This is a genomic window from Paracoccus litorisediminis (assembly GCF_009711205.1).
GTDB lineage: Bacteria > Pseudomonadota > Alphaproteobacteria > Rhodobacterales > Rhodobacteraceae > Paracoccus > Paracoccus litorisediminis.
Genome location: NZ_WMIG01000001.1, coordinates 738,953 through 761,421, shown reverse-complemented (window position 1 = coordinate 761,421; position 22,469 = coordinate 738,953). Strand labels below are relative to the sequence as shown.

Below are 22,469 nucleotides of genomic sequence, written 5' to 3'. Positions count from 1 at the left end.
GATGAACCTGAAGGCGCGCAAACGCTGGTCCTTGGTGATCCTGCTGATCGGCCTGCCACTGTATATCGTGGTGGCCGTGACGCTGGTGAACTGGATGGATCGCGCCTTTGGGCGCCAGCCGATCATTGTCGAGCTGGCGGTCTATATCGGGTTGGGCATCCTGTGGATCCTGCCCTTTCGCCGGGTCTTCACCGGCATCGGCAAGGGCGAATGACCGTCCTTGCCAGCCGCCTGCCGGTCACCTTGATCGGCGGCGGCCCGTTTTCGCAGGCGGATATTGATGCAGCGCGGGCTTTGGCCCCGGTGATCGCCGCCGCCGATGGCGGTGCGGATCGCGCGCTGGCCCATGGCTTGACCCCCGAGGCGGTCTTTGGCGATTTCGATTCCCTGTCCGATGCTGCCCATAAGGCAATTCCGGCGGATCGCCTGCATCACATTGCGGAACAGGACAGCACCGACTTCGAAAAATGCCTGATACGGATCGACGCGCCGCTTGTTCTGGCGGTGGGTTTTTCTGGCGCGCGGCAAGACCATTTTCTGGCCGCGCTGAACGTGCTTTCTCGCCGCATCGGCCCGCCTTGCATTTTGATCGCCGGGGATGACGTGATCGCACTATGTCCGCCCCGGATCGCGCTGGATCTTGCTCCGGGGACACGGGTGTCGCTGTTCCCGATGGGGCAGGCGACGGGCCGCTCGACCGGGTTGCGCTGGCCAATCGACGGGCTTGAGTTTGCGCCAATGGGCCGGGTCGGGACCTCGAACGAGGCGACGGGTCCGGTGGTGATCGAAACCGACGGTGCGATGCTGTTGATCCTGCCGCGCAAATCTCTGGACCTTCTTGCGGCGGTTCTTGCCGAAGGACAGAGCGCCCGCTAAGCCTTGGGCCATGAAAACCGGTGGCCCGATTACCCTCGCAGCGCCCGCGCGCTTTCCCGCAACTCCGCCCGCACAGGCCGATGTCGTCATCATTGGCGGTGGCATCGCCGGGGTGATGACCGCGCTATATCTGGCCGAGGCCGGGCAGCGCGTGACCCTGTGCGAAAAGGGCCGCATCGCGGGCGAGCAAAGCTCTCGCAACTGGGGCTGGGTGCGCCAGCAGGGCCGCGATCCGGGCGAATTGCCGATCATGGTCGAGGCCTTGCGCCTGTGGCAGGGCTTGGACCAGCGGCTGGGCGAGGCGGTCAGCCTGCGCCGCACCGGCACCACCTATCTGGCGGCCTCCGAAGTCGATCTGGCCAGCTATGAAAGCTGGCTGCCCCATGCCCGCGCGCATGGGCTGGACACGCACCTGCTGGGCCGGGCCGAGCTTGACCAGATCCTGCCCAATGCTGCGGGCTGGGTCGGCGCGCTGACCACGCCCAGCGATGCCCGCGCCGAGCCCTGGAGCGCTGTTCCCGCCATTGCCGGACTGGCCGCTGATGCGGGTGTGACCATCTGCGAGGATTGCGCCGTGCGCGGGGTCGAGACCTCGGGCGGGCGGATCTCGGGCGTGGTGACCGAAAAGGGCAGGATCGCCGCGCCCTTGGTGCTGCTGGCCGGGGGCGCATGGTCGTCGCTGTTCGCGGGCAATGCCGGGCTGTGGTTTCCGCAGCTATCGGTCCGCGCGACGGTTGCCGCGACCGAGGAGATGCCGGATTTCCATGCCGGAAACGCGGCGGATGCGGGATTTGCCTTTCGGCGGCGGGCGGATGGCGGCTACACGCTGGCTCCGGGCATTGGCCATGACTTCTGGATCGGCCCGGCGGCCTTCCGCAATCTGCGGGCGTTCCTGCCGCAGATCCGGCGTGACCTGAGCCATACCCGTCTTAGCCCTGCCGCCCCGAAAGGCTTTCCCGACGCATGGGGCACGGCCCGGCGCTGGGGGCCAGACGACGTGTCGCCGTTTGAGCGGATGCGTGTGCTGGACCCCGCCCCAAACATGGCCCGGATCGAGCGTCTGCGCAGCGATTTCGCGTCCGCCTTCCCGAAACTGGGCAAGCCGGGCATCGCCCGCGCATGGGCGGGGATGATCGACGTGACGCCGGATCAGGTTCCGATTCTGGACCAAAGCCGGATTCCCGGCTTTTTCATCGCGACGGGCCTGTCCGGGCATGGTTTCGGCATCGGGCCGGGCATTGGCCGCGTCATGGCCGATCTGATGCTGGGCAAGCCCGTGGGCCATGATCTGACCCGCTTCCGCTTTGCCCGTTTTTCAGACGGATCGAAGATCGAGCTTGGCCCCTCGATCTGAGCGGGTGGCAGCCCTTGCGGCGGCTTGGCAAAACCGCCAAGCTTCCAGCGAAGGAGATGTCATATGCCCGTCAAGAACCGTTTCGCCGAACTTCTGCCCGAGATCACCGCATGGAGACGGGATTTCCACGAAAATCCCGAGCTGCTTTATGAGGTTCATCGCACGGCAGGCAAGGTGGCCGAATTGCTGCGTGGCTTTGGCATCGATGAGGTGGTCGAGGGTATTGGCCGGACCGGCGTCGTGGGCGTCATCAAGGGCAATCGCGACACGCAGGGCCGCGTGATCGGGCTGCGCGCCGACATGGATGCCTTGCCGATCACCGAGATCACCGGGGCGGATTATGCCTCGAAAACGCCGGGTATCATGCATGCCTGTGGTCATGACGGCCATACCGCGATGTTGCTGGGGGCGGCGAAATACCTGTCCGAGACGCGGAATTTCGACGGCACCGCCGTGGTGATCTTTCAACCCGCCGAAGAGGGTGGCGGCGGTGGCCTTGCCATGATCCAGGACGGGCTGGCGGATCGCTGGGGCATTCAGGAATTCTATGGCATGCACAATATGCCGGGCCTGCCGACCGGCAGCTTTGCCATCCGCGAGGGCGCGATGATGGCTGCCGCCGACCAGTTCGACATTATCGTGACGGGCCGGGGCGGCCATGCGGCGAAACCCCATGAGACGATCGACACCACGCTGGTTTCGGCCCAGATCATCGTGGCGCTGCAATCTATCGTCTCGCGCAATATCGATCCGCTGAAAAGCGGCGTGGTCTCGGTCTGCGTGGTCGAGACGGATTCGACGGCGCATAACGTGATCCCGCAGGTGGTGAAGCTGAAGGGCACGGCACGGAGCCTTGATCCCGGCGTGCGCGACCAACTTGAGGAAGGCATCAAGCGCGTGGCCGAAAATGTCGCCGCGGCCTTTGGCGCGCAGGCGCATGTCGAATATGAGCGTGGCTATCCGGTGACGATGAACGATCCCACGTCGGCGCAGCATGCCGCCGAGGTGGCGCGCCAGATCGCGGGCGGGGTGGACATGGATCTGGCCCCGCTGATGGCGGGCGAGGATTTCAGCTACATGCTGAACACCCGTCCCGGCGCCTATATCTTTGTCGGGAATGGCGACACCGCCATGTTGCATCACGCCGCCTATGATTTCGACGATGATGCGATCCCGGCCGGGTCGAGTTGGTATGCGGGTATGGTCGAGGCGCGGATGCCGCTTTCGGCCTGAGCGCTGGGGGCTTTGGACCCCGGCCATAGTGCCGGGGGTTTCACACCCCCGGACCCCCGTGGGGTATTTCCAAAACGAAGAAAGGGGGCGTTGCGGCCCCCTTTTCGCGTCAGAAGTGGATGGTGCGTCCGTAAGCCGACAGCACGGATTCGTGCATCATCTCGGACAGGGTCGGGTGCGGGAAGACCGTCTCCATCAGCTCGGCCTCGGTGGTTTCCAGCGTGCGGCCGATCACATAGCCCTGGATCAGTTCGGTGACTTCGGCGCCGACCATATGGGCACCCAGCAGCTCGCCGGTTTTCGCGTCGAAGATGGTTTTGACCAGACCTTCCGGTTCGCCAAGGGCGATGGCTTTGCCATTGCCGACGAAGGGGAAGCGGCCGACCTTGATGTCGTAACCTTCGGCCTTGGCCTTTTCCTCGGTCAGACCGACAGAGGCGACCTGCGGGTTGCAATAGGTGCAGCCGGGGATCGAGTTCGGCTTGATCGGGTGCGGGTGTTGGCCCGCGATCAGTTCGGCGACCATGACGCCTTCATGGCTGGCCTTATGCGCAAGCCAGGGCGCGCCGGCGACGTCACCGATGGCGAAAAGTCCCTCGACGCCGGTGCGGCAATATTCATCGGTCACGACATGGGTGCGGTCGATTTTCGCGCCCAGTTTCTCGAGGCCAAGGTTTTCGACATTGCCGACGATGCCGACGGCGGAAATGACGGTGTCGAAGTCATGCGTCTCGGTCTTGCCGCCGATCTCGATATGGGCGGTGACTTTGCCCTTGGCGCGGTCAAGCTTCTTGACCGTGGCCTTTTCCATGATCTTCATGCCCTGCTTGACGAATTGCTTCTTCGCCAAAGCCGAGATTTCCGCATCCTCGACGGGCAGCACACGGTCCATCACTTCGACCACCGTGGTATCGGCGCCAAGCGTGTTGAAGAAGCTGGCGAATTCGATGCCGATTGCGCCCGAGCCGATGACCAGCAGCTTGCCGGGCATCCGCGGTGGGTTCAGGGCGTGCTTGTAGTTCCAGACCAGATCGCCATCGGGCTCAAGTCCCGGCAATTCGCGGGCACGCGCGCCGGTGGCCAGCACGATGGACTTGCCGGTGACTTCCTCGGTGCCTTTGTCGGTCTTGACGGTGATCTTGCCGGGGGCGGCCAGCGTCGCCTCGCCCATGATCACGGTGACCTTGTTCTTTTTCAGCAGGTGGCCGACGCCGCTGGCCAGCTGTTTCGCCACACCGCGCGAACGCTGGACGACGGCGGGCAGGTCATAGCCGATATTGCCTGCGGACAGGCCGAATTCCTTGGCGCGGTGCATCAGGTGGAAGACCTCGGCCGAGCGCAGCAGTGCCTTGGTCGGGATGCAGCCCCAGTTCAGGCAGATGCCGCCCAGATGCTCGCGCTCGATCACTGCGACCTTCAGGCCAAGCTGGGCTCCGCGGATGGCGCAGACATAACCGCCCGGACCCGAGCCGATCACCACCATGTCGAAGGATTGCGCCATGGAATTCCCCCTCTGGAAAAAGATAGTTGAGCGTTAAACCATTTACTCGAGATCGGCAAGCGACAGCTTGCCCGAGACCAGCGCGCCATAGCCGCCTGCCTGCATCACGTGCATTTCCGCCGGTGTCGGATCGCGCCCCAGCGCCGCATTGCGCCACGGGAAGCGGCCGAAACGGGCGATGGTGTCGCGGTGCAGTTCGGCATGGTGCACATTCTCGCCGGGCATGAACTCGGCGAAAAGCGCGACCGCGCGGTCCTGATCGGCCAGATCCTCGGAATGCTCGAAGGGCAGGTAGAAGAACTGCCGGGCGGGTGGCTGGATCTGCAGATCGAACCCGTTGGCAATGGCTGCATCCGCGATGGCGCAGGCGAGGGCGTCGGTGGCAAAGGCGCGGGGATCCTCGCGGAACATGTTGCGCGGGAACTGGTCGGTCAGGATCAGCGCGGCCAGCGTACCTTCGGCGGTTCCGGTCCAGTCCGGGGTCAGCGTTGCCGCCTGTTCCCATGTCGCCATGAAGCGGTCGCGGATGGTTTGATCGAGTGTGTCCGAACGCGTGTACCAGCCTTGAGCGCCGACCTCATCCAGCCAGAACCGGACGATCTGGTCCGGGGTTGCGATGTTTTGGGTCATGCCATCCCTCCATATTTGCGGGGATGGTTGCATTGGCCGGGCCGGGCCGCAAGGTCACGTGGCGGGTTTCTGCGCCTCGTCCGGGCCAGCGTTTTCCAGCGCGGCCTCGATCGCGACGGTGGTGGCCGAGGGGGCGATGACCGCAAAGTTCTGGTCCATGGCCGGGGCCGCGCGGCGCAACATGCGCCAACCCGCGTAAATCGTCAGCAGGGTCAGCAGGAAGCCGATATAGACCCAGAAGCCCTCCGGCCCCAGTTGCGACATCAACCAGCCGGTGATCAGCGGCCCGGTGATCGCGCCGACGCCGTTGATGAACAGCAGCCCCGCCGAGGCGGCGGCCATGTCCCGGTTGTCCAGAAAGTCGTTGGTATAAGCGATCAGCAGCGAATAGACCGGGTTCGCGACGCCCCCGATCAGCGCCGCCGTCAGCAGCAGGCCCCAGATGCCCGGCTGCACGTAAAGCGTGACGAAGCTGACGATCAGCCCGACCAGCGACAGCACCATCACGATCATCCGCCGGTCGTTATGGTCCGAGAACCAGCCGACCGGATATTGCAGCACCAGCCCGCCCATGTAGATCGCGGCGACAAAGGCCGATATCTCGGTCACGGTCAGCCCCTTGAGCGAACCCCAGACCGAGGCCATGCCGAAGATGGCCGAGAACACCCCGCCCATCAGGAACATGCCGATGCAGCCCAGCGGAGAGACCTGGAACAGCCGGGCGAAGGACATCCTTTGGATCGATGCGAATTGCGGCGCGGGTTGGCGCGACAGCAGGATCGGCAGGAACGAGAAGCTGACCAGAACCGAGGGGATGACGAACAGCATGTAGCCCGCCGGATCGCTGATATTCATCAGAAGCTGCGCCGTGATGATGCCCAGCATCTGCACGATCATATAGGCCGACAGCGCCTGACCGCGGGTTTGATTGCTGGCGCTGGCATTCAGCCAGCTTTCCGAGGTGATGTAGACCCCCGAGAAGCAGAAGCCGATCGACAGCCGCAGCACCGCCCAGAAGATCCAGTGCGGCCAGACCGCGTAAAGGATCAGCACCGACGAGATCATCGAGGCCAGCGCGGCAAAGACGCGGACATGACCGACCTTCTGGATCATCCCCGGCACCAAGCGCGAGCCCAGCAGGAAGCCGCCGAAATAGGTCGACATGACCACCGACATCTGGGTGGTGCTGATGCCTTCGATCGCGCCGCGGATGCCCAGCAATGTGCCCTGCATCCCGTTGCCGACCATCAGCAGCAGGATGCCAAGAAGCAGGGGCCATGTGGTTCGCAGCACGGTCAGCATGTCGAAATCCCTTAGGGAATCAAAAGTGAGGCATCGCCATAGCTGAAAAAGCGATAGCCCGAATCCACGGCGTGACGATAGATCTCGCGGATGCGGTCCTGCCCCATCAGCGCGCTGACCAGCATCAGCAGCGTCGATTTCGGCAGGTGGAAATTGGTCATCAGCGCGTCGGTCACCCGGAAACGATAACCCGGATAGATGAAGATTTCGGTGACATCGCGGAAGGGCAGGACGATTCCGTCCTCGGAGGCGGCGGATTCGATCAGGCGCAGCGCGGTGGTGCCGACCGGGATCACGCGACCACCGGCGGCGCGGGTGGCGTTGATCGCCTCGGCCGCTTCCGGCGTCACCTCGCCCCATTCGCCATGCATCTTGTGGGTGGTCACGTCCTCGACCTTGACCGGCAGGAAGGTGCCCGCGCCGACATGCAGGGTGACATGGACAAAGCGGACGCCGCGCGCCTTCAGCGCCTCAAGCAGATCCGCGTCGAAATGCAGGCTGGCGGTGGGCGCGGCGACGGCACCGGTATTCCGGGCCCAGACGGTCTGGTAATCCTCGCGGTCGGCCTCATCAGGGGCGCGAAGTGCGGCGATATAGGGGGGCAGGGGCATCGCGCCGACCTGGCTCAGCGCGGCGTCAAAGGCCTCGCCGGTGGCGTCAAAGCGCAGGGTCAGCCCGGCCTCGGCGATCTCGGTGACATCGGCGGACAGCGCCTCGCCGAAATGGATGGTCTCGCCCTGCTTGAGCTTGCGCAGGGGCTTGGCCAGCGCTTTCCAGCCGCCATTGGCATCGGGCTCCAGCAGCGTGATCTCGACCTTGGCCACGGCCTCGCCCTGCGGGGTCTGGCGGGTGCGGCTACCGGTCAGCCGGGCGGGGATGACCTTGGTGTCATTCAGCACCAGCAGATCGCCCGGACCCAGCAGGTCGGTCAGGTCGCGCACATGCAGGTCGCTGATCGCGTCGCCCTTGGCCAATAGCAGACGGGCCGCGCTGCGCGGGCGCGCGGGGCGGGTGGCAATCAGCCCTTCGGGCAGGTGAAAATCGAAATCGTCAAGCTTCATATGGGGCTTCTCGCGCCGCTGAATTCCAGCGTCAAGGCGGCGGATAATCACAAAGTGAAAAGCTCAGGCTTTACATGCCGCACGGAATCAGTAAGTTTTGCGCATTCCTGAGGTGAGTCCCATGATCATCTGCCACTGCTCCCAGATCTCCGACCATGACATCCGCGCGGCGGTGGACTGGATGCGTGCAGCCGATCCAGAAGCGATCATAACCCCCGGAAAAGTCTATCATACCCTTGGCAAGCGGCCCGATTGCGGCAGCTGCATGCCCTTGTTCCTAGACACGATGCGCCATTGCGATAATCTGGCCGTGCCCCCCATTCTTCGGGGTCTACGAGCCACGCGCAAAGGAGCAATCCATGAAGGGCGACGCCAAGGTCATCGAGTATCTCAACGCAGCGCTACGGTCTGAACTGACCGCTGTCAGCCAGTATTGGCTGCATTACCGCCTGCAGGATGATTGGGGCTACGGCCGCATCGCCGAGAAGTCCCGTGCCGAATCCATTGAGGAAATGAATCACGCGGATCGGCTGATCCAGCGCATCATCTTCCTTGAGGGACATCCGAACCTGCAGAAACTGGACCCGCTGCGCATCGGCCAGAACCTGAAGGAAACTTTGGAATCCGATCTGGCTGCCGAATATGACGCGCGCACGCTTTACGTCGAGGCGCGCGACCACTGCGAATCCGTCAAGGACTATGTCAGCAAGGATCTGTTCGAAGCGCTGATCACCGATGAGGAAGGTCATATCGACTTCCTGGAAACCCAGCTTGACCTGTACGAGTCGATCGGCGCGCAGAATTACGGCCATCTCAACGCGAAACCGGCCAACGAAGCCGAGTGATCCAACCGGGACCTTCGTCAACGGGGGGCCTATTGGCCCCCCTTTATCATGCGCCCAGCCAGTCCTGCGCCAAGGCGGGCAGGTCATCGAAATGCTTGAGCATAGCTTCCGGGGCCAGGCGGGTCAGCGCCTCGCCCTCGGGGCCAAAGGCGACCAGCGCAACTTTCACCCCCGCAGCGGCGGCGGTTTTGCGGTCGGTTTCGGTGTCTCCGACAAGGAAGGAATGCGCGACCTCGCCGCCCGCCGCCTCAACCGCGGCGGCATAGGGGCGGGGGTCGGGCTTCCTGACCGGCAGCGTATCCGCGCCGATCATCGCAGCGAAGCGATCGCGGATGCCCAGTTCCCGCAGCAGGATTTCGGCCAGCGCCTCGGGCTTGTTGGTGCAGACCGCCAGAAGGTGGCCGGCCTCGGCCAGACGATCCAGCGCGGCCTCGGTTCCCGGATAAAGCCTTGTATGGACGGCGATGCGGGCACCGTAATGGTCAAGCAGGCGGGGATAATCCTCATCCTCGGCGCCGGGTGGCAACAGGGTGTCGGCACCGATCCTTGCATAGCCCGCGCGCAGCATGGCGCGGCCGCCGTGAAAGGCGATCAGCGCATCCGCGACCGGGTCCAGAAGCCGGCCAAGGCCGCGATCCGTGAAACAGGCATTGGCCGCCGCGATCAGATCGCCCGAAGTATCGGCCAGCGTCCCGTCCAGATCGAAGACCACCGTTCCCGCCATGCTGTAACCTTCCGTCAAGATGTGTGATGCGCCGGGGTCTTTCCCCGATGCCGCCCCATAGGTAGAACGCCAAGATCAGATAAGAAACAGGCAAGAGGCCGTCATGTCAGACAATCCCGTCGCTCTCATCGTTCTGGCCGCCGGTCAGGGCAGTCGGATGCAGTCGGACCTGCCCAAGGTGCTGCACCGTCTGGGCGGCGTGCCTCTGGTCGCGCATGCGCTGGCCGCCGGTCGTGCGGTCGAACCCGAGCGGGTCGTGGTTGTCGCCGGCCACGGCGCGGATGCGGTGAAGAAGGCGGTCGGCAAGCTGGACCCCGAGGCGCTGGTCGCCCTGCAGGAAGAGCAGCTTGGCACCGCCCATGCCGTCAGCCAGGCGCTGCCGCAGCTTGAGGGCTTCGAAGGCCGGGTGATCGTGCTGTATGGCGACACCCCCTTTATCGGAGAGGAGACGCTGCTGGCGCTGGCCGCCCATTCCGCCGATGTCGTGGTGCTGGGCTTCGAGGCTGTCGATCCCGGCCGCTATGGCCGTCTGGTGACCGGCCCCGAGGGGCTGGAGCGGATCGTCGAGTACAAGGACGCCGATGAGGCCACGCGCGCCATCCGTCTGGTGAATTCCGGCGTGCTGGCCGCCGATGCCGGGCTGCTGCGCGAATTGCTGCCCCGGATCGGCAATGCCAATGCGGCGGGTGAGTATTACCTGACCGACATCCCCGCCCTTGCCCGCGCCGAGGGCCGCCGGGTCGAGGTCGTGACCTGTCCCGAAGCCGAAACCCTTGGCATCAACACCCGCGAGGAACTGGCTGCCGCCGAGGCCGCATTCCAGTCCCGCGCCCGCATCCGCGCGCTTGAGGATGGGGTGACGCTGGCCGATCCGGCCACGGTCTGGTTCGCGCTGGACACCTTTGTCGGCCGCGATGCGATCATCGGCCAGAACGTGGTCTTCGGTCCCGGCGTCACCGTCGAAAGCGGGGCCGAGATCCTGCCCTTCTGCCATCTGGAAGGCTGTCATGTCAGCTCGGGCGCGACCGTAGGTCCCTTTGCCCGCCTGCGTCCCGGCGCGGAGCTGGGCGGCGACGTGCATGTCGGCAACTTTGTCGAGATCAAGAATTCGGTGCTGGACGAAGGCGTCAAGGTGGGCCACCTGACCTATCTGGGCGATGCCCATATCGGCGAGGCCACGAATATCGGCGCGGGCACGGTCACCTGCAATTATGACGGCGTCGGCAAGCACCGGACCGAGATCGGCGCCCATGCCTTCATCGGCTCGGACACGATGCTGGTCGCGCCTGTGCGCGTGGGCAACCGCGCCATGACCGGCTCGGGTTCGGTCATCACCGAGGATGTGCCCGATGACGCGATGGCCATTGGCCGCGCGCGTCAGGTGACGAAACCCGGCCTTGCCACCCGCCTGATGCAGGCTTTGCGCCAGAAGAAGGGTCAGTAACATGTGCGGAATCATCGGCATTCTGGGCAGCCACGAAGTTTCCCCCCAACTGGTCGAGGCGCTGAAGCGTCTGGAATATCGCGGCTATGACAGCGCCGGCGTCGCCACCGTCGATGCCTCGGGGCAGCTTGACCGCCGCCGTGCGGTGGGCAAGCTGGTCAACCTGTCCGACCGGCTGGTGCATGAGCCGCTGCCCGGCCATGCCGGGATTGGCCATACCCGCTGGGCCACCCATGGTGCCGCGACCGAGGCCAATGCCCATCCCCATCGCCGCGGCCCGGTGGCCGTCGTCCATAACGGCATCATCGAAAACTTCCGCGAGCTGCGTGATGAGGTCGTGGCGCTGGGCCTGACGCCCGAATCCGACACCGATACCGAAACCGTCGCCCTGCTGACCGCATGGCACATGGATCAGGGCCTTGGCCCCGTTGAGGCCGCCCGCGCCACGCTGTCGCGCCTGCATGGTGCCTTTGCGCTGGCCTTCCTGTTCCAGGGTGAGGGCGACCTGATGATCGCCGCCCGCAAGGGCAGCCCGCTGGCCGTCGGCCATGGCAAGGGCGAGATGTTCATCGGCTCGGACGCGGTGGCGCTGGCGCCCTTCACCGACCGCATCACCTATCTGGAAGACGGCGATCACGCGATCATCACCCGGCAAGGGGCCCAGATCTTCAACGCCGCAGGCCAACCCGCCAACCGCGAGATCCAACAGATCGACGTGGGCGCGACCCAGATCGACAAGGGCGGCTACCGCCATTTCATGGCCAAGGAAATCGCCGAGCAGCCCGCCGTGCTGGGCGATGCGCTTGAGCATTACATCAAGGACGGTCGCATCGTCCTGCCCGAGGCCATCGATTTCCGCGACGTGGACCGGCTGACGCTGGTGGGCTGCGGCACCGCCTATTACGCCGCCTGCGTCGCCCGCTACTGGTTCGAAAGCATCGCCGGGCTGCCCTGTGATCTGGATGTGGCCTCCGAGTTCCGCTACCGCGAGCCGCCTCTGTCGCCCCGCAGCTGGGCCATGTTCATCAGCCAGTCGGGCGAGACGGCCGATACGCTGGCCGCGCTGCATTACGCGCGTGACAAGGTCGCCAAGACCGTCGGCGTGGTCAATGTCGGCACCTCTGCCATCGCACGGGACGCGGACATCGCCCTGCCGACGCTGGCCGGGATCGAGGTCGGCGTGGCCTCGTCCAAGGCCTTCACCTGCCAGCTTGCGGTCCTTGCCGTGCTGGCGCTGAAAGCCGCCCATGACCGGGGTCGCCTGACAGATGGCGAATTGCGCGCGCATCTGGCTGATCTGCGGGCGCTGCCGGGGCTGCTGAACCAGACGCTGGCCGTCAGCGACGAATGCCGCCGCCTTGCGGGCTGGCTCTCCGAGGCGCAGGACGTGCTGTATCTGGGCCGCGGGCCGCTTTATCCGGTGGCGCTGGAAGGAGCGCTGAAGCTCAAGGAACTCAGCTATATCCACGCCGAAGGCTATGCTTCGGGCGAACTCAAGCACGGCCCGATCGCGCTGATCGACCGCAATGTGCCGGTGGTGGTCGTTGCTCCGCGCGACGCGCTGTTCGACAAGACCGTCTCGAACATGCAAGAGGTCATGGCCCGCCACGGGCAAGTACTGCTGATTTCCGACGCCGAGGGGATCGAGAAAGGCGGGCACGGTATCCGTGCCAGCCTGACCCTGCCTTCCGGAGGGGGCGCTTTCGCGGCGATCCTCTATGCCGTGCCGATGCAATATCTGGCCTATCACACCGCTGTCGCGAAGGGCACGGATGTGGACCAGCCGCGCAACCTCGCGAAGTCGGTGACGGTCGAATGACCGCCTGGGGCGGGACCTAGTCGGTCTCGCCCACCGCTTTCCAGATCACCGCGCCGATCACCGCACCGACGATCGGCGCGACCCAGAACAGCCACAGCTGCGAAATCGCCGTGCCGCCTGCGAACAGTGCCTGACTGGTCGAGCGCGCCGGATTGACCGAGGTATTGGTCACCGGGATCGAGATCAGGTGGATCAGTGTCAGGGTCAGGCCGATGGCCAGTGGCGCAAAGCCCACCGGCGCACGCCCATGCGTCACGCCCAGAATGACGAACAGGAAGAACGCGGTCAGCACGATCTCGATCACCAGCCCCGACAGCATCGAATAGCCATCGGGAGAGGCCGCGCCATAGCCATTCGCCGCGAATGACCCCAGGTTTGCCCCGGTCTTGCCCGAGGCGATGACATATAGCACCGCCGCCGCAAGGATCGCGCCGATCAATTGCGCGATGATATAGGGCACGACCCGCCCGCCGGGAAAACGCCCCGCGGTGGCCAGACCGATCGTGACCGCCGGGTTGAAATGCCCGCCCGAGATGCCGCCGACCGCATAGGCCATGGTGACGACCGTCAGACCGAACGCGAGCGAAACGCCCAAAAATCCAATGCCCAGATCAGGCACACCGGCTGCCAGAATGGCGCTGCCGCAACCGCCGAAAACCAGCCAGAACGTGCCAAGCGCTTCCGCGCCCAATTGCTTCTGCATTTCAGGACTCCAATCACAAGGATAGTTCGTCAAATTAGTGCATTGCGGGGCGATGCTCTCATCATCCTGCGGGTCTGGAAACGAAATTCGCCCGGCCGCTGCCGACAGGCCGCTACTGTTGCAGCCTCGCTTCAGCCATGCAAAAGCCGGGTCGCAGCAATGCGGCCCGGCTTCTTTCTTGCCCAAATATCCCGGGATCCGGGGCGGAGCCCCGGCGCAACGTATGACGTCAGCCGATCGTCGACATATCCTCGCGCCAGACCGCGATCACGCTGGAACGCGGTTTGCCATTGCCGTCGGGCCAGCTGCCGCCGGGATGCTGGATGCCGACAAAAGCGACCTTTTTATCCGCCGACCAGCACAGGCCGGTGACTTCGGCGCCGTTGGGGGCGGTCAGGAAGCGGGCGATCTCGCCGGTTTCGGGATTGCCGACCAGCATCTGGTTGTTGCCCATGCCAGCGAAATTGCCCTCGTTGCTGTCCTCGCCATCGGTCTGGATCCACAGCATGCCTTCGCTGTCAAAGGCCATACCATCGGGCGAGTTGAACATATTGCCCGCGTTCACATTGGGCGACCCGGCAAAGGCGTCCTTGTGGACATTGGGGTTGCCGGCCATGACATACAGATCCCAGGCGAACTTGTCGGCACCATGATCCTCGCCCTCGGGACGCCAGCGCACGATCTGGCCGAATTCATTGGCCTCGCGCGGGTTGGCGGCGTTCGTCGGCATCGCCTCGCCGCCGCGTTTCGAGTTGTTGGTCAGCGCGCAGTAAGCCTCGCATTTCGCGGGATGGGCGGCGATCCATTCCGGGCGGTCCATGGTCGTCGCGCCGACCTTGGTGCCGGCCAGACGGGCATGGACCAGCAACTCGGGCAGGGTCATGCCGGTGGTCTCGGGCGTCAGCGCCAGCCACTCGCCGCTCATGTCGTCGTTGAAGCGCGCGACGTAAAGCGTGCCGTCGGACAGCAGGCCTTCGGTCGGCTGACCCTCGGCCCAGGTCCCGTTCGAGACATAGCGATAGATGAACTCGCCGCGTTCATCATCACCCAGATAGACGACAATGCGACCGTCTTTCGCCTGCGCCATCTCGGCATTCTCATGCTTGAAGCGGCCAAGGGCGGTGTGCTTCACCGGGGTCGATTTCGGGTCGGCAGGATTGATCTCGACCACCCAGCCGAAGCGGTTCGGCTCATTGGGGTTGGTGATCAGGTCGAAACGCGCGTCGAACTTTTCATAGGCATATTGGCTTTCGCCCTTCAGGCCATAGCGCTTCTCGGCTGGGGTCTGCTCGCGCTCGGCGGTCATGCCGAAATAGCCGTTGAAGTTTTCCTCGCAGGTCAGATAGGTGCCCCACAGCGTCCGGCCCGAGCCGCAATTGTTCAGCGTACCCAGAACCGCCCGACCATCGGGATCGGCGGCGGTCTTCACGAAATCCGTGCCCGCAACCGGACCACCAAGGGTCATCGGCGTGTCATTGGTGATGCGGCGGTTATAGGGGCTGTCCAGAACGATGCCGTAACCCGCGCCGGTATCGGCCACTTCCATCACCGTCACGCCCTGCATGTTCTTCAGCAGCTGGACTTCCTCGGCGGTGCGGGGGGTGCCCTCGGCCTCGACCGGCAGGTTGATCTCGGGGTTCACATATTCCGAGTTGACGGCGATGACCTGCTTGCCGGCGACCTCGAACAGCTCCATCCCGTCGGTATTCTCGCCAAAGACCTTGTCGGACATGGCAAGGGAAACGCCGGTTTCGGCCGAGAAGCTGTCCTTGGCCTCGGTGACCAGCGCATCGCCCCAGCGCACCAGCGGCTTCCAGGCATAGCCCTTGGGCACCTGAATTTCGAAACCGGTGCCTGCGGCGACCGGCTCGAACTTGAAGGCCGCCGCCTGCGCGCGGGCCGAGGTCGCGCCCAGCAACGCCGAGCCAAAGACCGCTGCACCCGAGCCGACCGCCAGAACACCCAGAAAACCACGACGCGAGATGGCGCGGTCGACGACCTCGTCGAATTGCTGGCGGGCGGGACGCGGATCGCGCAACTCGTCGAATTCGTCCCAGGACAGGTCAAGCGTGGTTTTCTTGGTCATGGCGGCCTCTGGCTAGCTGATGATCGCTTGCACGGGCGCTGTCCGCGCCTCGTATCGCGGACCCTATCGCAGTGGGGCATGACGGCGGGCCGACAGTCATGCGACAATTCTCTGACAATCGGGCACGAAAAAAAACCGCCCGGTCACAGGACACGGGCGGCATGAATTGGGCAGAAGAGAGGGAGGGAGGAAGAAGGGGGTGCTTACAGGTGGATACGCTGGAAAGCGGCCTTGTCGATGCCCAGCTTGTTCAGGTCACGAGCCGTCGGCACACGGTGCATTTCCACGGCCGAGGCGGCATGGATCGCCGCGCGGAGCGTGCTGAAAGCCTGTCGGATGGAATGAAGGACGGTCATCGTTTTTCCTGTCTGGTCCTGAATGTTTCGGTACCAGTCAGATGGGCGCTCCCGCCGGTTTGCACAACGCGGCAAAGGGTCAAAGCCGCCATGCCCACAGGACATGGCGGCCCGATTTTGTTGCGGAAGGACCTTAGTCCTCGTCGCCGCCCAGTTGGGCCAGAACCTGTCCCTTGCCACGGGCGCGCAGGATCAGCGGCACGATCAGCGCCAAGGCGGCGATGCCTAGCAGGGTCGCGGCGATGGGCGATTGCACCAGCACGGTCCAGTCGCCTTGGCTGATTGCCAATGCGCGGCGCAACTGCTGCTCGGCCATCGGGCCAAGGATCAGGCCGACGACGATCGGCGCGATCGGATAGCCGAAAAGCCGCATCACATAGCCCAGCACGCCAAAGCCCAGCAGCATCCCCAGCTCGAAGCTTGACGGGTTGGCCCCGATGGTGCCCAGCGTCGCAAACAGCAGGATGCCCGCATAAAGCCACGGCTTCGGCACGGTCAGCAGCTTTACCCACAGCCCGATCAGCGGCAGGTTCAAGACCAGCAGCATGGCATTGGCGATCAGCAACGAGGCGATCAGCCCCCAGACCAGCGTCGGGTTGGTGGCAAACAGCAGCGGCCCCGGTTGCAGGCCGAATTGCTGGAAGCCCGCCAGCATGATCGCCGCCGTGGCCGAGGTCGGCAGGCCCAGCGTCAGCAGCGGCACCAGCGTCCCGGCGGCCGAGGCGTTATTCGCGGCCTCGGGACCGGCGACGCCCTCAATGGCGCCATGGCCGAATTCCTCGGGGTGCTTGGACAGCTTCTTCTCGGTGGCGTAGCTCAGGAAGGTGCCGATTTCGGCCCCGCCCGCGGGCATGGCACCGATGGGGAAGCCAAGGAAGGTCCCGCGCAGCCACGGTTTCCACGAGCGCGCCCAGTCGCTGCGGCTCATCCAGACCGAGCCCTTGACGGCGGTGACCTCATCGTCTTGCTGGTTTTTCTGACCGGCGATGAACAGGGCCTCGCCAATGGCGAACATGGCGACGGCCATGGTGGTGACCTCGATCCCGTCCAGCAGTTCCGGCACGCCAAAGGACATGCGGGCCTGACCGGTCAGCTGGTCGATGCCGACGCAGGCCAGCGCCAGACCAAGGAACAGCGAGGTCAGGCCGCGCAGCGCCGAATCCCCGAAGGCGGCGGATACGGTGACAAAGGCCAGCACCATCAGCGCGAAATATTCACGCGGGCCAAAGACCAGCGCCACCTTGACGATGCTTGGCGCAAGGAAGGCCAGCAGCAAGGTCGCGATCAGACCCGCGACAAACGACCCGATGGCGGCAGTGGCCAAAGCCGGGCCGCCACGGCCCTTGCGGGCCATCTTGTTGCCCTCAAGCGCGGTGATGATCGAGGCGCTTTCGCCGGGCGTGTTCAGCAGGATCGAGGTGGTCGAGCCGCCATACATCCCGCCGTAATAGATGCCTGCGAACATGATCAGCGAGCCTGCCGGGTCCAGCCGGTAGGTAACCGGCAGCAGCAGGGCCACGGTCAGCGCCGGCCCGATGCCGGGCAGGACGCCCACGGCGGTGCCCAGCGTCACGCCGATCAGCGCGTAAAGCAGCATCATCGGCTCGGCCGCGGTGGCCAGACCCTGCATCAGGAAATCGAATGCACCCATGTCTCAGGCCCCCCGAAAGATCAGATGCTCAAGCGGGCCCGCAGGCAGATGCAGCATCAGAAGCTGGGAGAAGACCGCCCAGACGGCAAAGGCAAAGACGATGCCCAGCGGGATCGTCATCGCCAGATTGCGCTTGCCAAAGGCCCGCGCGGTAAAGGCGAACAGAATGCCCGTGGCGATCGAGAATCCAGCGACATGCAGCAGCAGCAGTTGCGCGGCAAGGCCCGCGATGATCCACAGGACCGGGGGCACGTTCTGTTCGGGACGTTCGGGGAAGTCGCCCTTCAGCGCGGCAAAGACGGTCCAGACCGACAGGCCCAGCAACCCGTAAGCCACGACGCGCGGGACGCTGGCCGGACCGACGCCGGAATAGCCGCCCAGATCGGCAAGGCGTGCGCTGTCCCACAGCATCACGCCCGCGACGACGGCCAGACCGGCGGCGATGACCAGCGCCGCCGTATCCCGGCGGCGCTGTTTTTGTGGTTCGTTTACGCTCATTTCACCAGACCGATGTCCTTGAGGACGGTCCCGGTCGAGGTCACATCCTTTTCAAGCTGGGCGTCGAAATCCGCGCCCGACAGATAGGTGTCCGACCAGCCCTTGTCGGCCAGCTGTTTCTGCCAGTTCTCGGATTTCACCATCTTCTCGACATCGGCAGTGACCTTGGCCTTCTGCTCGTCCGACAGACCCGGAGCGGCGGCGACCATGCGCCAGTTCTGCAGCTCGACGTCCAGACCCGCTTCCTTCAGCGTCGGCGCGTCGGCACCGGCGATCCGCTCGGGCGAGGACACGGCCAGCAGGCGCAGCGTGCCTGCCTTGATCTGGGCGTCGAATTCGCCCAGCGAGGAAATCCCTGCGGTCACCTGATTGCCAAGGATCGCGGCCAGCGCCTCGCCACCGCCGGAATAGGCGATGTAGTTGATCTTGGTCGGATCGACGCCCGCCGCCTTGGCGATCAGGCCAACGGCGATATGATCGGTGCCACCGGCCGAGCCGCCAGCCCAGCTGACCGCGCCCGGATCGGCTTTCAGCGATTCGATCAGTCCGGCAATGTCCTTGATGGGCGAGGCGGCGGGGACGACGATGGCCTCATATTCGCCGGTCAGGCGTGCGATCGGGGTCACGTCCTTCAGCGAGACGGGCGAGTTGTTGGTCAGGATCGCGCCGACCATGACATAGCCGCCGACGATCAGCGCGTCGGGGTTGCCCTTGTTCTGGCTGGCGAATTGCGCAAGGCCGATGGTGCCGCCGGCGCCGGGGACGTTCTGGACCTGCACCGATTTCGAGATGCCTTCTTCCTGCAGCACGGTCTGCATGGTGCGCGCGGTCTGGTCCCAGCCGCCGCCCGGGTTGGCGGGGGCGATGATGGTGTAATCGGCCATGGCGGGCATGGCGACCGAGCCGGCAAGCAGGCTGGCGAGAACGAATTGCTTCATGACATTCCTCCGCAGGGCGCCGCGACGGTCATGGCCGCCCGGTCGCATGTCTTGTTTTTTCTGACCTGACCCCCAGCCTCTCCCAAAGCGGGGGGTGTCCTCCTTGGAGCGGCACACGGGCCGGTCCGGGAACCGTTTCACCACAGGAACCTGTCATGGACCTGACATGGCGGACAGAAATTCAAGAAAGGTTAATGGCCCGCGATTGCCTCGTTCCAGCGCGCCAGCAGTTTTGCCCGTGTCGCCTGATCCAGATAGGCCAGCAGGCCGGGGCTGACCGGCACCGGCTTCAGCCGCAGTCCGGCCAGATCCTGCATGCCGCCCGCCGGGCTTTGCTGGCCCGCGACCTCAAGGCTGACGGCGGACAGGCGCAGGGTCTGGGACAGCAGCGTCTGTCCCTCGGGGGACATCAGGAAGGCCAGAAAGCTGGTGCCCAGATCGGGGCGGCGCGCGGCGGCGGGCACCAGTGCCACCCGCGACACGACCACGGTGAAATCTCGCGGCAGGATCACGCCCACCTCGGGGTGGCGGCGCGACCATTCGGCGGCATAGGAGCCCAGCAGGTTGTAGCCGACCGCCAGTCTGCCATCCGAGATCCGCTCCAGCAGCTCGCCCGAGGTGGCGAATTGCTGCACACCCGCCCGACCCATCGCAGCCACGACCGACCAGATATCGGGGTAAAGCTCCTGATCGCGGGCCATGAACAGGTAACCCACGCCCGAGCGCGAGATGTCATAGGTGCCGATCCGGCCTTGCGCCTGATCGGGATGCTCGGCCATCCAGCGCATCAGGTCGGTGCGGGTGGCGGGCGGTGCGCGGCCCGCGAAACTGGGCTTGTGATAGGCAAAGACGGCAGGCTCGAAGGTCAGCGCATAGGCGGTGTCGCGCCAGTTCGCCCAGTCGGGCCAAGCGGCGGTGTCGGGCGTTTCGACCGCGCGGGCAAAACCGTCATTGGCCAGCTTGATCTGCAGGTCCATGGCCGAGGAAAAGGCGAAATCCGCCGTGCCCTCGCCCGATTGCGTCTCGGCCACGATGCGGTCATGCAGGTCGCCGGTCAACAGGTTGCGGTAGCGGACCAAGACATCGGGATGGCGCGCCTGAAAGGCCTGGATCAGCGGTGCGGCCAGATCATTGTCCAGCGAGGAATAGACCGAAAGTTCATTCCCGGCGCTGCCCGTCTGTGCGGGAAACACCGTGGTCTGGGCCGCAGCCGCGCCGGTCAGCAGCGTCAGAAGGGCGGCGATTGCTGGCAACAGGGCGGGCAGGCGCATGATCGCGCGACATTGCCAAAGCCGCGCCCCGTTCACAAGCGCCGCGCGCGGGGATAGGTTCGCAGCCATTGGGGGGACGTCGTGCGCATCTTGCTGGTCGAGGACAATCTATCACTGGCCGAGGGGCTGCATGCCCTGCTGCGGCAATCGGGCTATGCGGTGGACGTGGTCCATGACGGTGCCTCGGCCGAGGCTGTGGCTGCCGCCGAAAGCTTCGATCTGGTCATCCTTGACCTGAACCTGCCTCAGATGGACGGGCTGGAGGTGTTGCGCGCCATGCGCGCCCGCCGCAATCCCGCCGCCGTGATGATCCTGACCGCGCGCGGCGCGCCCGAGGACCGGGTGAAGGGGTTGGACCTTGGTGCGGACGATTACCTGATCAAGCCCTTCGACATCGGCGAGTTCGAGGCGCGCATCCGCTCGCTTCTGCGGCGTCAGGCGGGGCTGCGCACGGCGACGGTCAGCTTTGGCGGGCTGAGTTTCGACCAGAACAGCCGCAGCTTTAGGGTGGGCGATCAGCCGCTGGATCTGCCGGCGCGCGAACGCGGGTTGCTGGAACTGCTGATCACCCGTGCGGGTAAGGTCGTTCCCCGTGAAACCATCGTGCAGTCCCTGACCTCGCTGGAAGACGACCTGTCCGCCAATGCGATCGAGCAATATGTCAGCCGGTTGCGCAAACGCCTTGCCCCCGCCGGGCTGACGGTCAAGACGGCGCGCGGCATCGGCTATTTCCTTGACCGGGCGTAGGCCGTTCTCGATCCGACGGCGGCTGCTGTTGTGGCTGCTGGTCGCCACGGCGGCATTCGGGACATTGGCGCTGATCGATACCGGGCGCGAGGCCGAGCGCATGGCGAATGCGCTGGCCGATCGGGTGCTGGCCGGTTCCGCGCTGGTCATCGCGGAGCGCGCCTCGCTGGATCAGGACGGCCGTATCGCCATTGAGATACCCTACGGCGCGCTGGAAATGCTGAGTTCGGCGGCCGAGGACCGGGTGTTCTATCGTGTCGACGGCCCGCCCGGCCATCTGGTGACCGGCTATGCCGACCTGCCGGTGGCGCGCGCCCGGCAAGGGGCCGATCCGGCCTTTTCCGACGGCGTTTTCCGCGGTGAGCCGGTGCGCGTCGCCAGCCTTGCCCGCGCCGCATCGACCGGCATAGATGAGGTGCCCTTCGTCGTCACCGTGGCGGAAACCACGCGGGCGCGGGTTGAATTGACCCGCACGATCCTGATGCGCTCGGCCTTGCGGCTCGCGCTGATGATCCTTGGGGCGGTGGGCATCGTCGGCATCGCCGTCACCGTGTCCTTGCAGCCGCTTTACCGTCTGGGCGAGGCGATTGCCGAACGCAGCCCCGACGATCTGGGCCCGGTCGAGACCCGCGTGCCATCCGAGGTGCGCGGGCTGGTCGGCACCATCAACCTGTTCATGTCGCGGCTGAAATCGGCGCTGGACGGGTTGCGGAATTTCACCGGCAATGCGGGCCACCAGCTGCGCACGCCCTTGGCGGTGGTGCGCACGCAACTGGCGCTGGCGGCGCGGGCGGGCAGTCTGGCCGAGGCACAGGAAGCCGCGCAAAAGGGCGATGCCGCCGTGGCGCATGCCGAGCGTATCCTTGCGCAATTGCTGCTGTTGGCCAAGGTCGATGCGACCTCGGGGCGGGATGTGGGCCAGATGGATCTGGTGGGTTTCGCCCGCGACCTGACCGCCGATCATATCCCCGCCGCTGCCGAAATGGGGATCGATCTGGGCTATGAGGGCGAGGAGGCGCAGGTCCTTGTCCGCGCCGAACCCCTGCTGCTGGGCGAGGCTTTGCGCAACCTGATCTCGAACGCGATGCTGCATGGCCGGGCGGGGGGCATGGTGACGGTCCGGGTCCGGCGAGAGGATGCGAATGCCGTGCTGGAGGTCGAGGATGACGGGCCGGGGATCCCGCCCGAGGCCCGCGCTGCCGCCGTAAACCGTTTCGCGCGCGGTCGCACGCAGGGGCCGGGCATGGGGCTGGGTCTGCCGGTCGTCGATGAGATTGCGGCGCTGTTCGGGGGGCACCTGACGCTGGTCGATGGTGCGGGCGGGCAGGGGCTTTGCGCCCGGATCAGCCTGCCTTTGGCGGAAACCTGAGGGCTGATAGCGCAAAAACAGAAGATCAGGCTTGCGTTTCAGGAATGGAGTCGCCATTTTC

22 protein-coding genes are annotated in these 22,469 nt (G+C 65.1%); 10 read left to right on the top strand and 12 right to left on the bottom strand.

The window, feature by feature from the left end; all coding sequences use genetic code 11:
* The first annotated feature begins 1 nt into the window (after position 1).
* The 4 genes from GL300_RS03855 to GL300_RS03840 all read left to right on the top strand — a co-directional run bounded on the left by GL300_RS03855 (position 2) and on the right by GL300_RS03840 (position 3,463).
* Positions 2–214 (top strand): DUF2842 domain-containing protein, encoded by a 213-nt coding sequence (locus tag GL300_RS03855; protein WP_155038226.1) that lies wholly within the window; start codon positions 2–4, stop codon positions 212–214.
* Entirely contained in the window at positions 211–876 is a 666-nt protein-coding gene (locus tag GL300_RS03850; RefSeq protein WP_155038225.1) for a thiamine diphosphokinase, read from the top strand. Before GL300_RS03855 ends, GL300_RS03850 begins: the two co-directional genes overlap by 4 nt.
* 10 nt (positions 877–886) lie before the next feature.
* The gene (locus tag GL300_RS03845) at positions 887–2,230 is read left to right on the top strand and encodes an NAD(P)/FAD-dependent oxidoreductase (RefSeq protein WP_155038224.1); all 1,344 of its coding nucleotides are present in this window, start codon (positions 887–889) and stop codon (positions 2,228–2,230) included.
* 63 nt (positions 2,231–2,293) lie between these two features.
* Entirely contained in the window at positions 2,294–3,463 is a 1,170-nt protein-coding gene (locus GL300_RS03840) for a M20 aminoacylase family protein (RefSeq protein ID WP_155038223.1), read from the top strand.
* Between the two features lie 109 nt (positions 3,464–3,572).
* Here GL300_RS03840 and lpdA read toward each other — a convergent pair whose 3' ends face one another.
* From lpdA to queA, 4 genes are read right to left on the bottom strand one after another with little or no spacing between them, the layout of a single operon-like run.
* Positions 3,573–4,964, bottom strand: coding sequence for a dihydrolipoyl dehydrogenase (lpdA, locus tag GL300_RS03835; RefSeq protein WP_155038222.1), 1,392 nt, complete (start codon positions 4,962–4,964; stop codon positions 3,573–3,575).
* Between the two features lie 42 nt (positions 4,965–5,006).
* Entirely contained in the window at positions 5,007–5,594 is a 588-nt protein-coding gene (locus tag GL300_RS03830; RefSeq protein ID WP_155038221.1) for a DUF924 family protein, read from the bottom strand.
* 54 nt (positions 5,595–5,648) lie between these two features.
* The gene (locus GL300_RS03825; RefSeq protein ID WP_155038220.1) at positions 5,649–6,896 is read right to left on the bottom strand and encodes an MFS transporter; all 1,248 of its coding nucleotides are present in this window, start codon (positions 6,894–6,896) and stop codon (positions 5,649–5,651) included.
* 11 nt (positions 6,897–6,907) lie between these two features.
* Positions 6,908–7,957 (bottom strand): tRNA preQ1(34) S-adenosylmethionine ribosyltransferase-isomerase QueA, encoded by a 1,050-nt coding sequence (queA, locus tag GL300_RS03820; protein WP_155038219.1) that lies wholly within the window; start codon positions 7,955–7,957, stop codon positions 6,908–6,910.
* A 121-nt stretch (positions 7,958–8,078) separates the two neighbouring features.
* Between queA and GL300_RS03815 the strand changes: the two genes are divergently transcribed.
* Positions 8,079–8,369 carry a (2Fe-2S)-binding protein gene (locus GL300_RS03815; RefSeq protein ID WP_155038218.1) on the top strand — a complete coding sequence of 97 codons (291 nt, stop codon included), beginning with the start codon at positions 8,079–8,081 and terminating at the stop codon, positions 8,367–8,369.
* Entirely contained in the window at positions 8,317–8,802 is a 486-nt protein-coding gene (gene bfr / locus GL300_RS03810; protein ID WP_155038217.1) for a bacterioferritin, read from the top strand. The genes GL300_RS03815 and bfr overlap by 53 nt, the downstream gene beginning before the upstream one ends.
* Before the next feature lie 46 nt (positions 8,803–8,848).
* Here bfr and GL300_RS03805 read toward each other — a convergent pair whose 3' ends face one another.
* Positions 8,849–9,526, bottom strand: coding sequence for an HAD-IA family hydrolase (locus tag GL300_RS03805; RefSeq protein ID WP_155038216.1), 678 nt, complete (start codon positions 9,524–9,526; stop codon positions 8,849–8,851).
* Between the two features lie 103 nt (positions 9,527–9,629).
* Between GL300_RS03805 and glmU the strand changes: the two genes are divergently transcribed.
* Together glmU and glmS are read left to right on the top strand one after the other, a co-directional pair.
* Positions 9,630–10,970, top strand: a complete 1,341-nt coding sequence (gene glmU / locus GL300_RS03800) for a bifunctional UDP-N-acetylglucosamine diphosphorylase/glucosamine-1-phosphate N-acetyltransferase GlmU (protein ID WP_155038215.1) — start codon at positions 9,630–9,632, stop codon at positions 10,968–10,970.
* A 1-nt stretch (position 10,971) separates the two neighbouring features.
* Positions 10,972–12,789 carry a glutamine--fructose-6-phosphate transaminase (isomerizing) gene (gene glmS, locus GL300_RS03795; protein ID WP_155038214.1) on the top strand — a complete coding sequence of 606 codons (1,818 nt, stop codon included), beginning with the start codon at positions 10,972–10,974 and terminating at the stop codon, positions 12,787–12,789.
* 16 nt (positions 12,790–12,805) lie between these two features.
* Here glmS and aqpZ read toward each other — a convergent pair whose 3' ends face one another.
* The 7 genes from aqpZ to GL300_RS03765 form a co-directional block, all read right to left on the bottom strand.
* Positions 12,806–13,492, bottom strand: a complete 687-nt coding sequence (gene aqpZ, locus GL300_RS03790; RefSeq protein ID WP_155038213.1) for an aquaporin Z — start codon at positions 13,490–13,492, stop codon at positions 12,806–12,808.
* A gap of 229 nt (positions 13,493–13,721) precedes the next feature.
* Positions 13,722–15,578 (bottom strand): PhoX family protein, encoded by a 1,857-nt coding sequence (locus GL300_RS03785; RefSeq protein WP_155038212.1) that lies wholly within the window; start codon positions 15,576–15,578, stop codon positions 13,722–13,724.
* 203 nt (positions 15,579–15,781) lie between these two features.
* On the bottom strand, positions 15,782–15,934 hold the full coding sequence (locus GL300_RS26135) for a hypothetical protein (protein WP_170297594.1): 153 nt from the start codon (positions 15,932–15,934) through the stop codon (positions 15,782–15,784).
* A 133-nt stretch (positions 15,935–16,067) separates the two neighbouring features.
* Complete coding sequence (locus tag GL300_RS03780) at positions 16,068–17,585, bottom strand: tripartite tricarboxylate transporter permease (protein WP_155038211.1); 1,518 nt, start codon at positions 17,583–17,585, stop codon at positions 16,068–16,070.
* 3 nt (positions 17,586–17,588) lie between these two features.
* Positions 17,589–18,083, bottom strand: a complete 495-nt coding sequence (locus tag GL300_RS03775; protein ID WP_155038210.1) for a tripartite tricarboxylate transporter TctB family protein — start codon at positions 18,081–18,083, stop codon at positions 17,589–17,591.
* Positions 18,080–19,021: a Bug family tripartite tricarboxylate transporter substrate binding protein gene (locus tag GL300_RS03770; protein WP_155038209.1), complete on the bottom strand. Its 942-nt coding sequence runs from the start codon at positions 19,019–19,021 to the stop codon at positions 18,080–18,082. The genes GL300_RS03775 and GL300_RS03770 overlap by 4 nt, the downstream gene beginning before the upstream one ends.
* Before the next feature lie 191 nt (positions 19,022–19,212).
* A complete protein-coding gene (locus GL300_RS03765) occupies positions 19,213–20,292 on the bottom strand; it encodes an ABC transporter substrate-binding protein (protein WP_170297593.1) in 1,080 nt (359 codons plus the stop codon).
* Between the two features lie 81 nt (positions 20,293–20,373).
* Here GL300_RS03765 and GL300_RS03760 point away from each other — a divergent pair, with 81 nt between their 5' ends.
* Together GL300_RS03760 and GL300_RS03755 are read left to right on the top strand one after the other, a co-directional pair.
* Positions 20,374–21,039, top strand: a complete 666-nt coding sequence (locus tag GL300_RS03760) for a response regulator transcription factor (RefSeq protein ID WP_343042888.1) — start codon at positions 20,374–20,376, stop codon at positions 21,037–21,039.
* Positions 21,026–22,408 carry a sensor histidine kinase gene (locus GL300_RS03755; protein WP_155038207.1) on the top strand — a complete coding sequence of 461 codons (1,383 nt, stop codon included), beginning with the start codon at positions 21,026–21,028 and terminating at the stop codon, positions 22,406–22,408. The genes GL300_RS03760 and GL300_RS03755 overlap by 14 nt, the downstream gene beginning before the upstream one ends.
* The last annotated feature ends 61 nt before the right edge of the window (positions 22,409–22,469 follow it).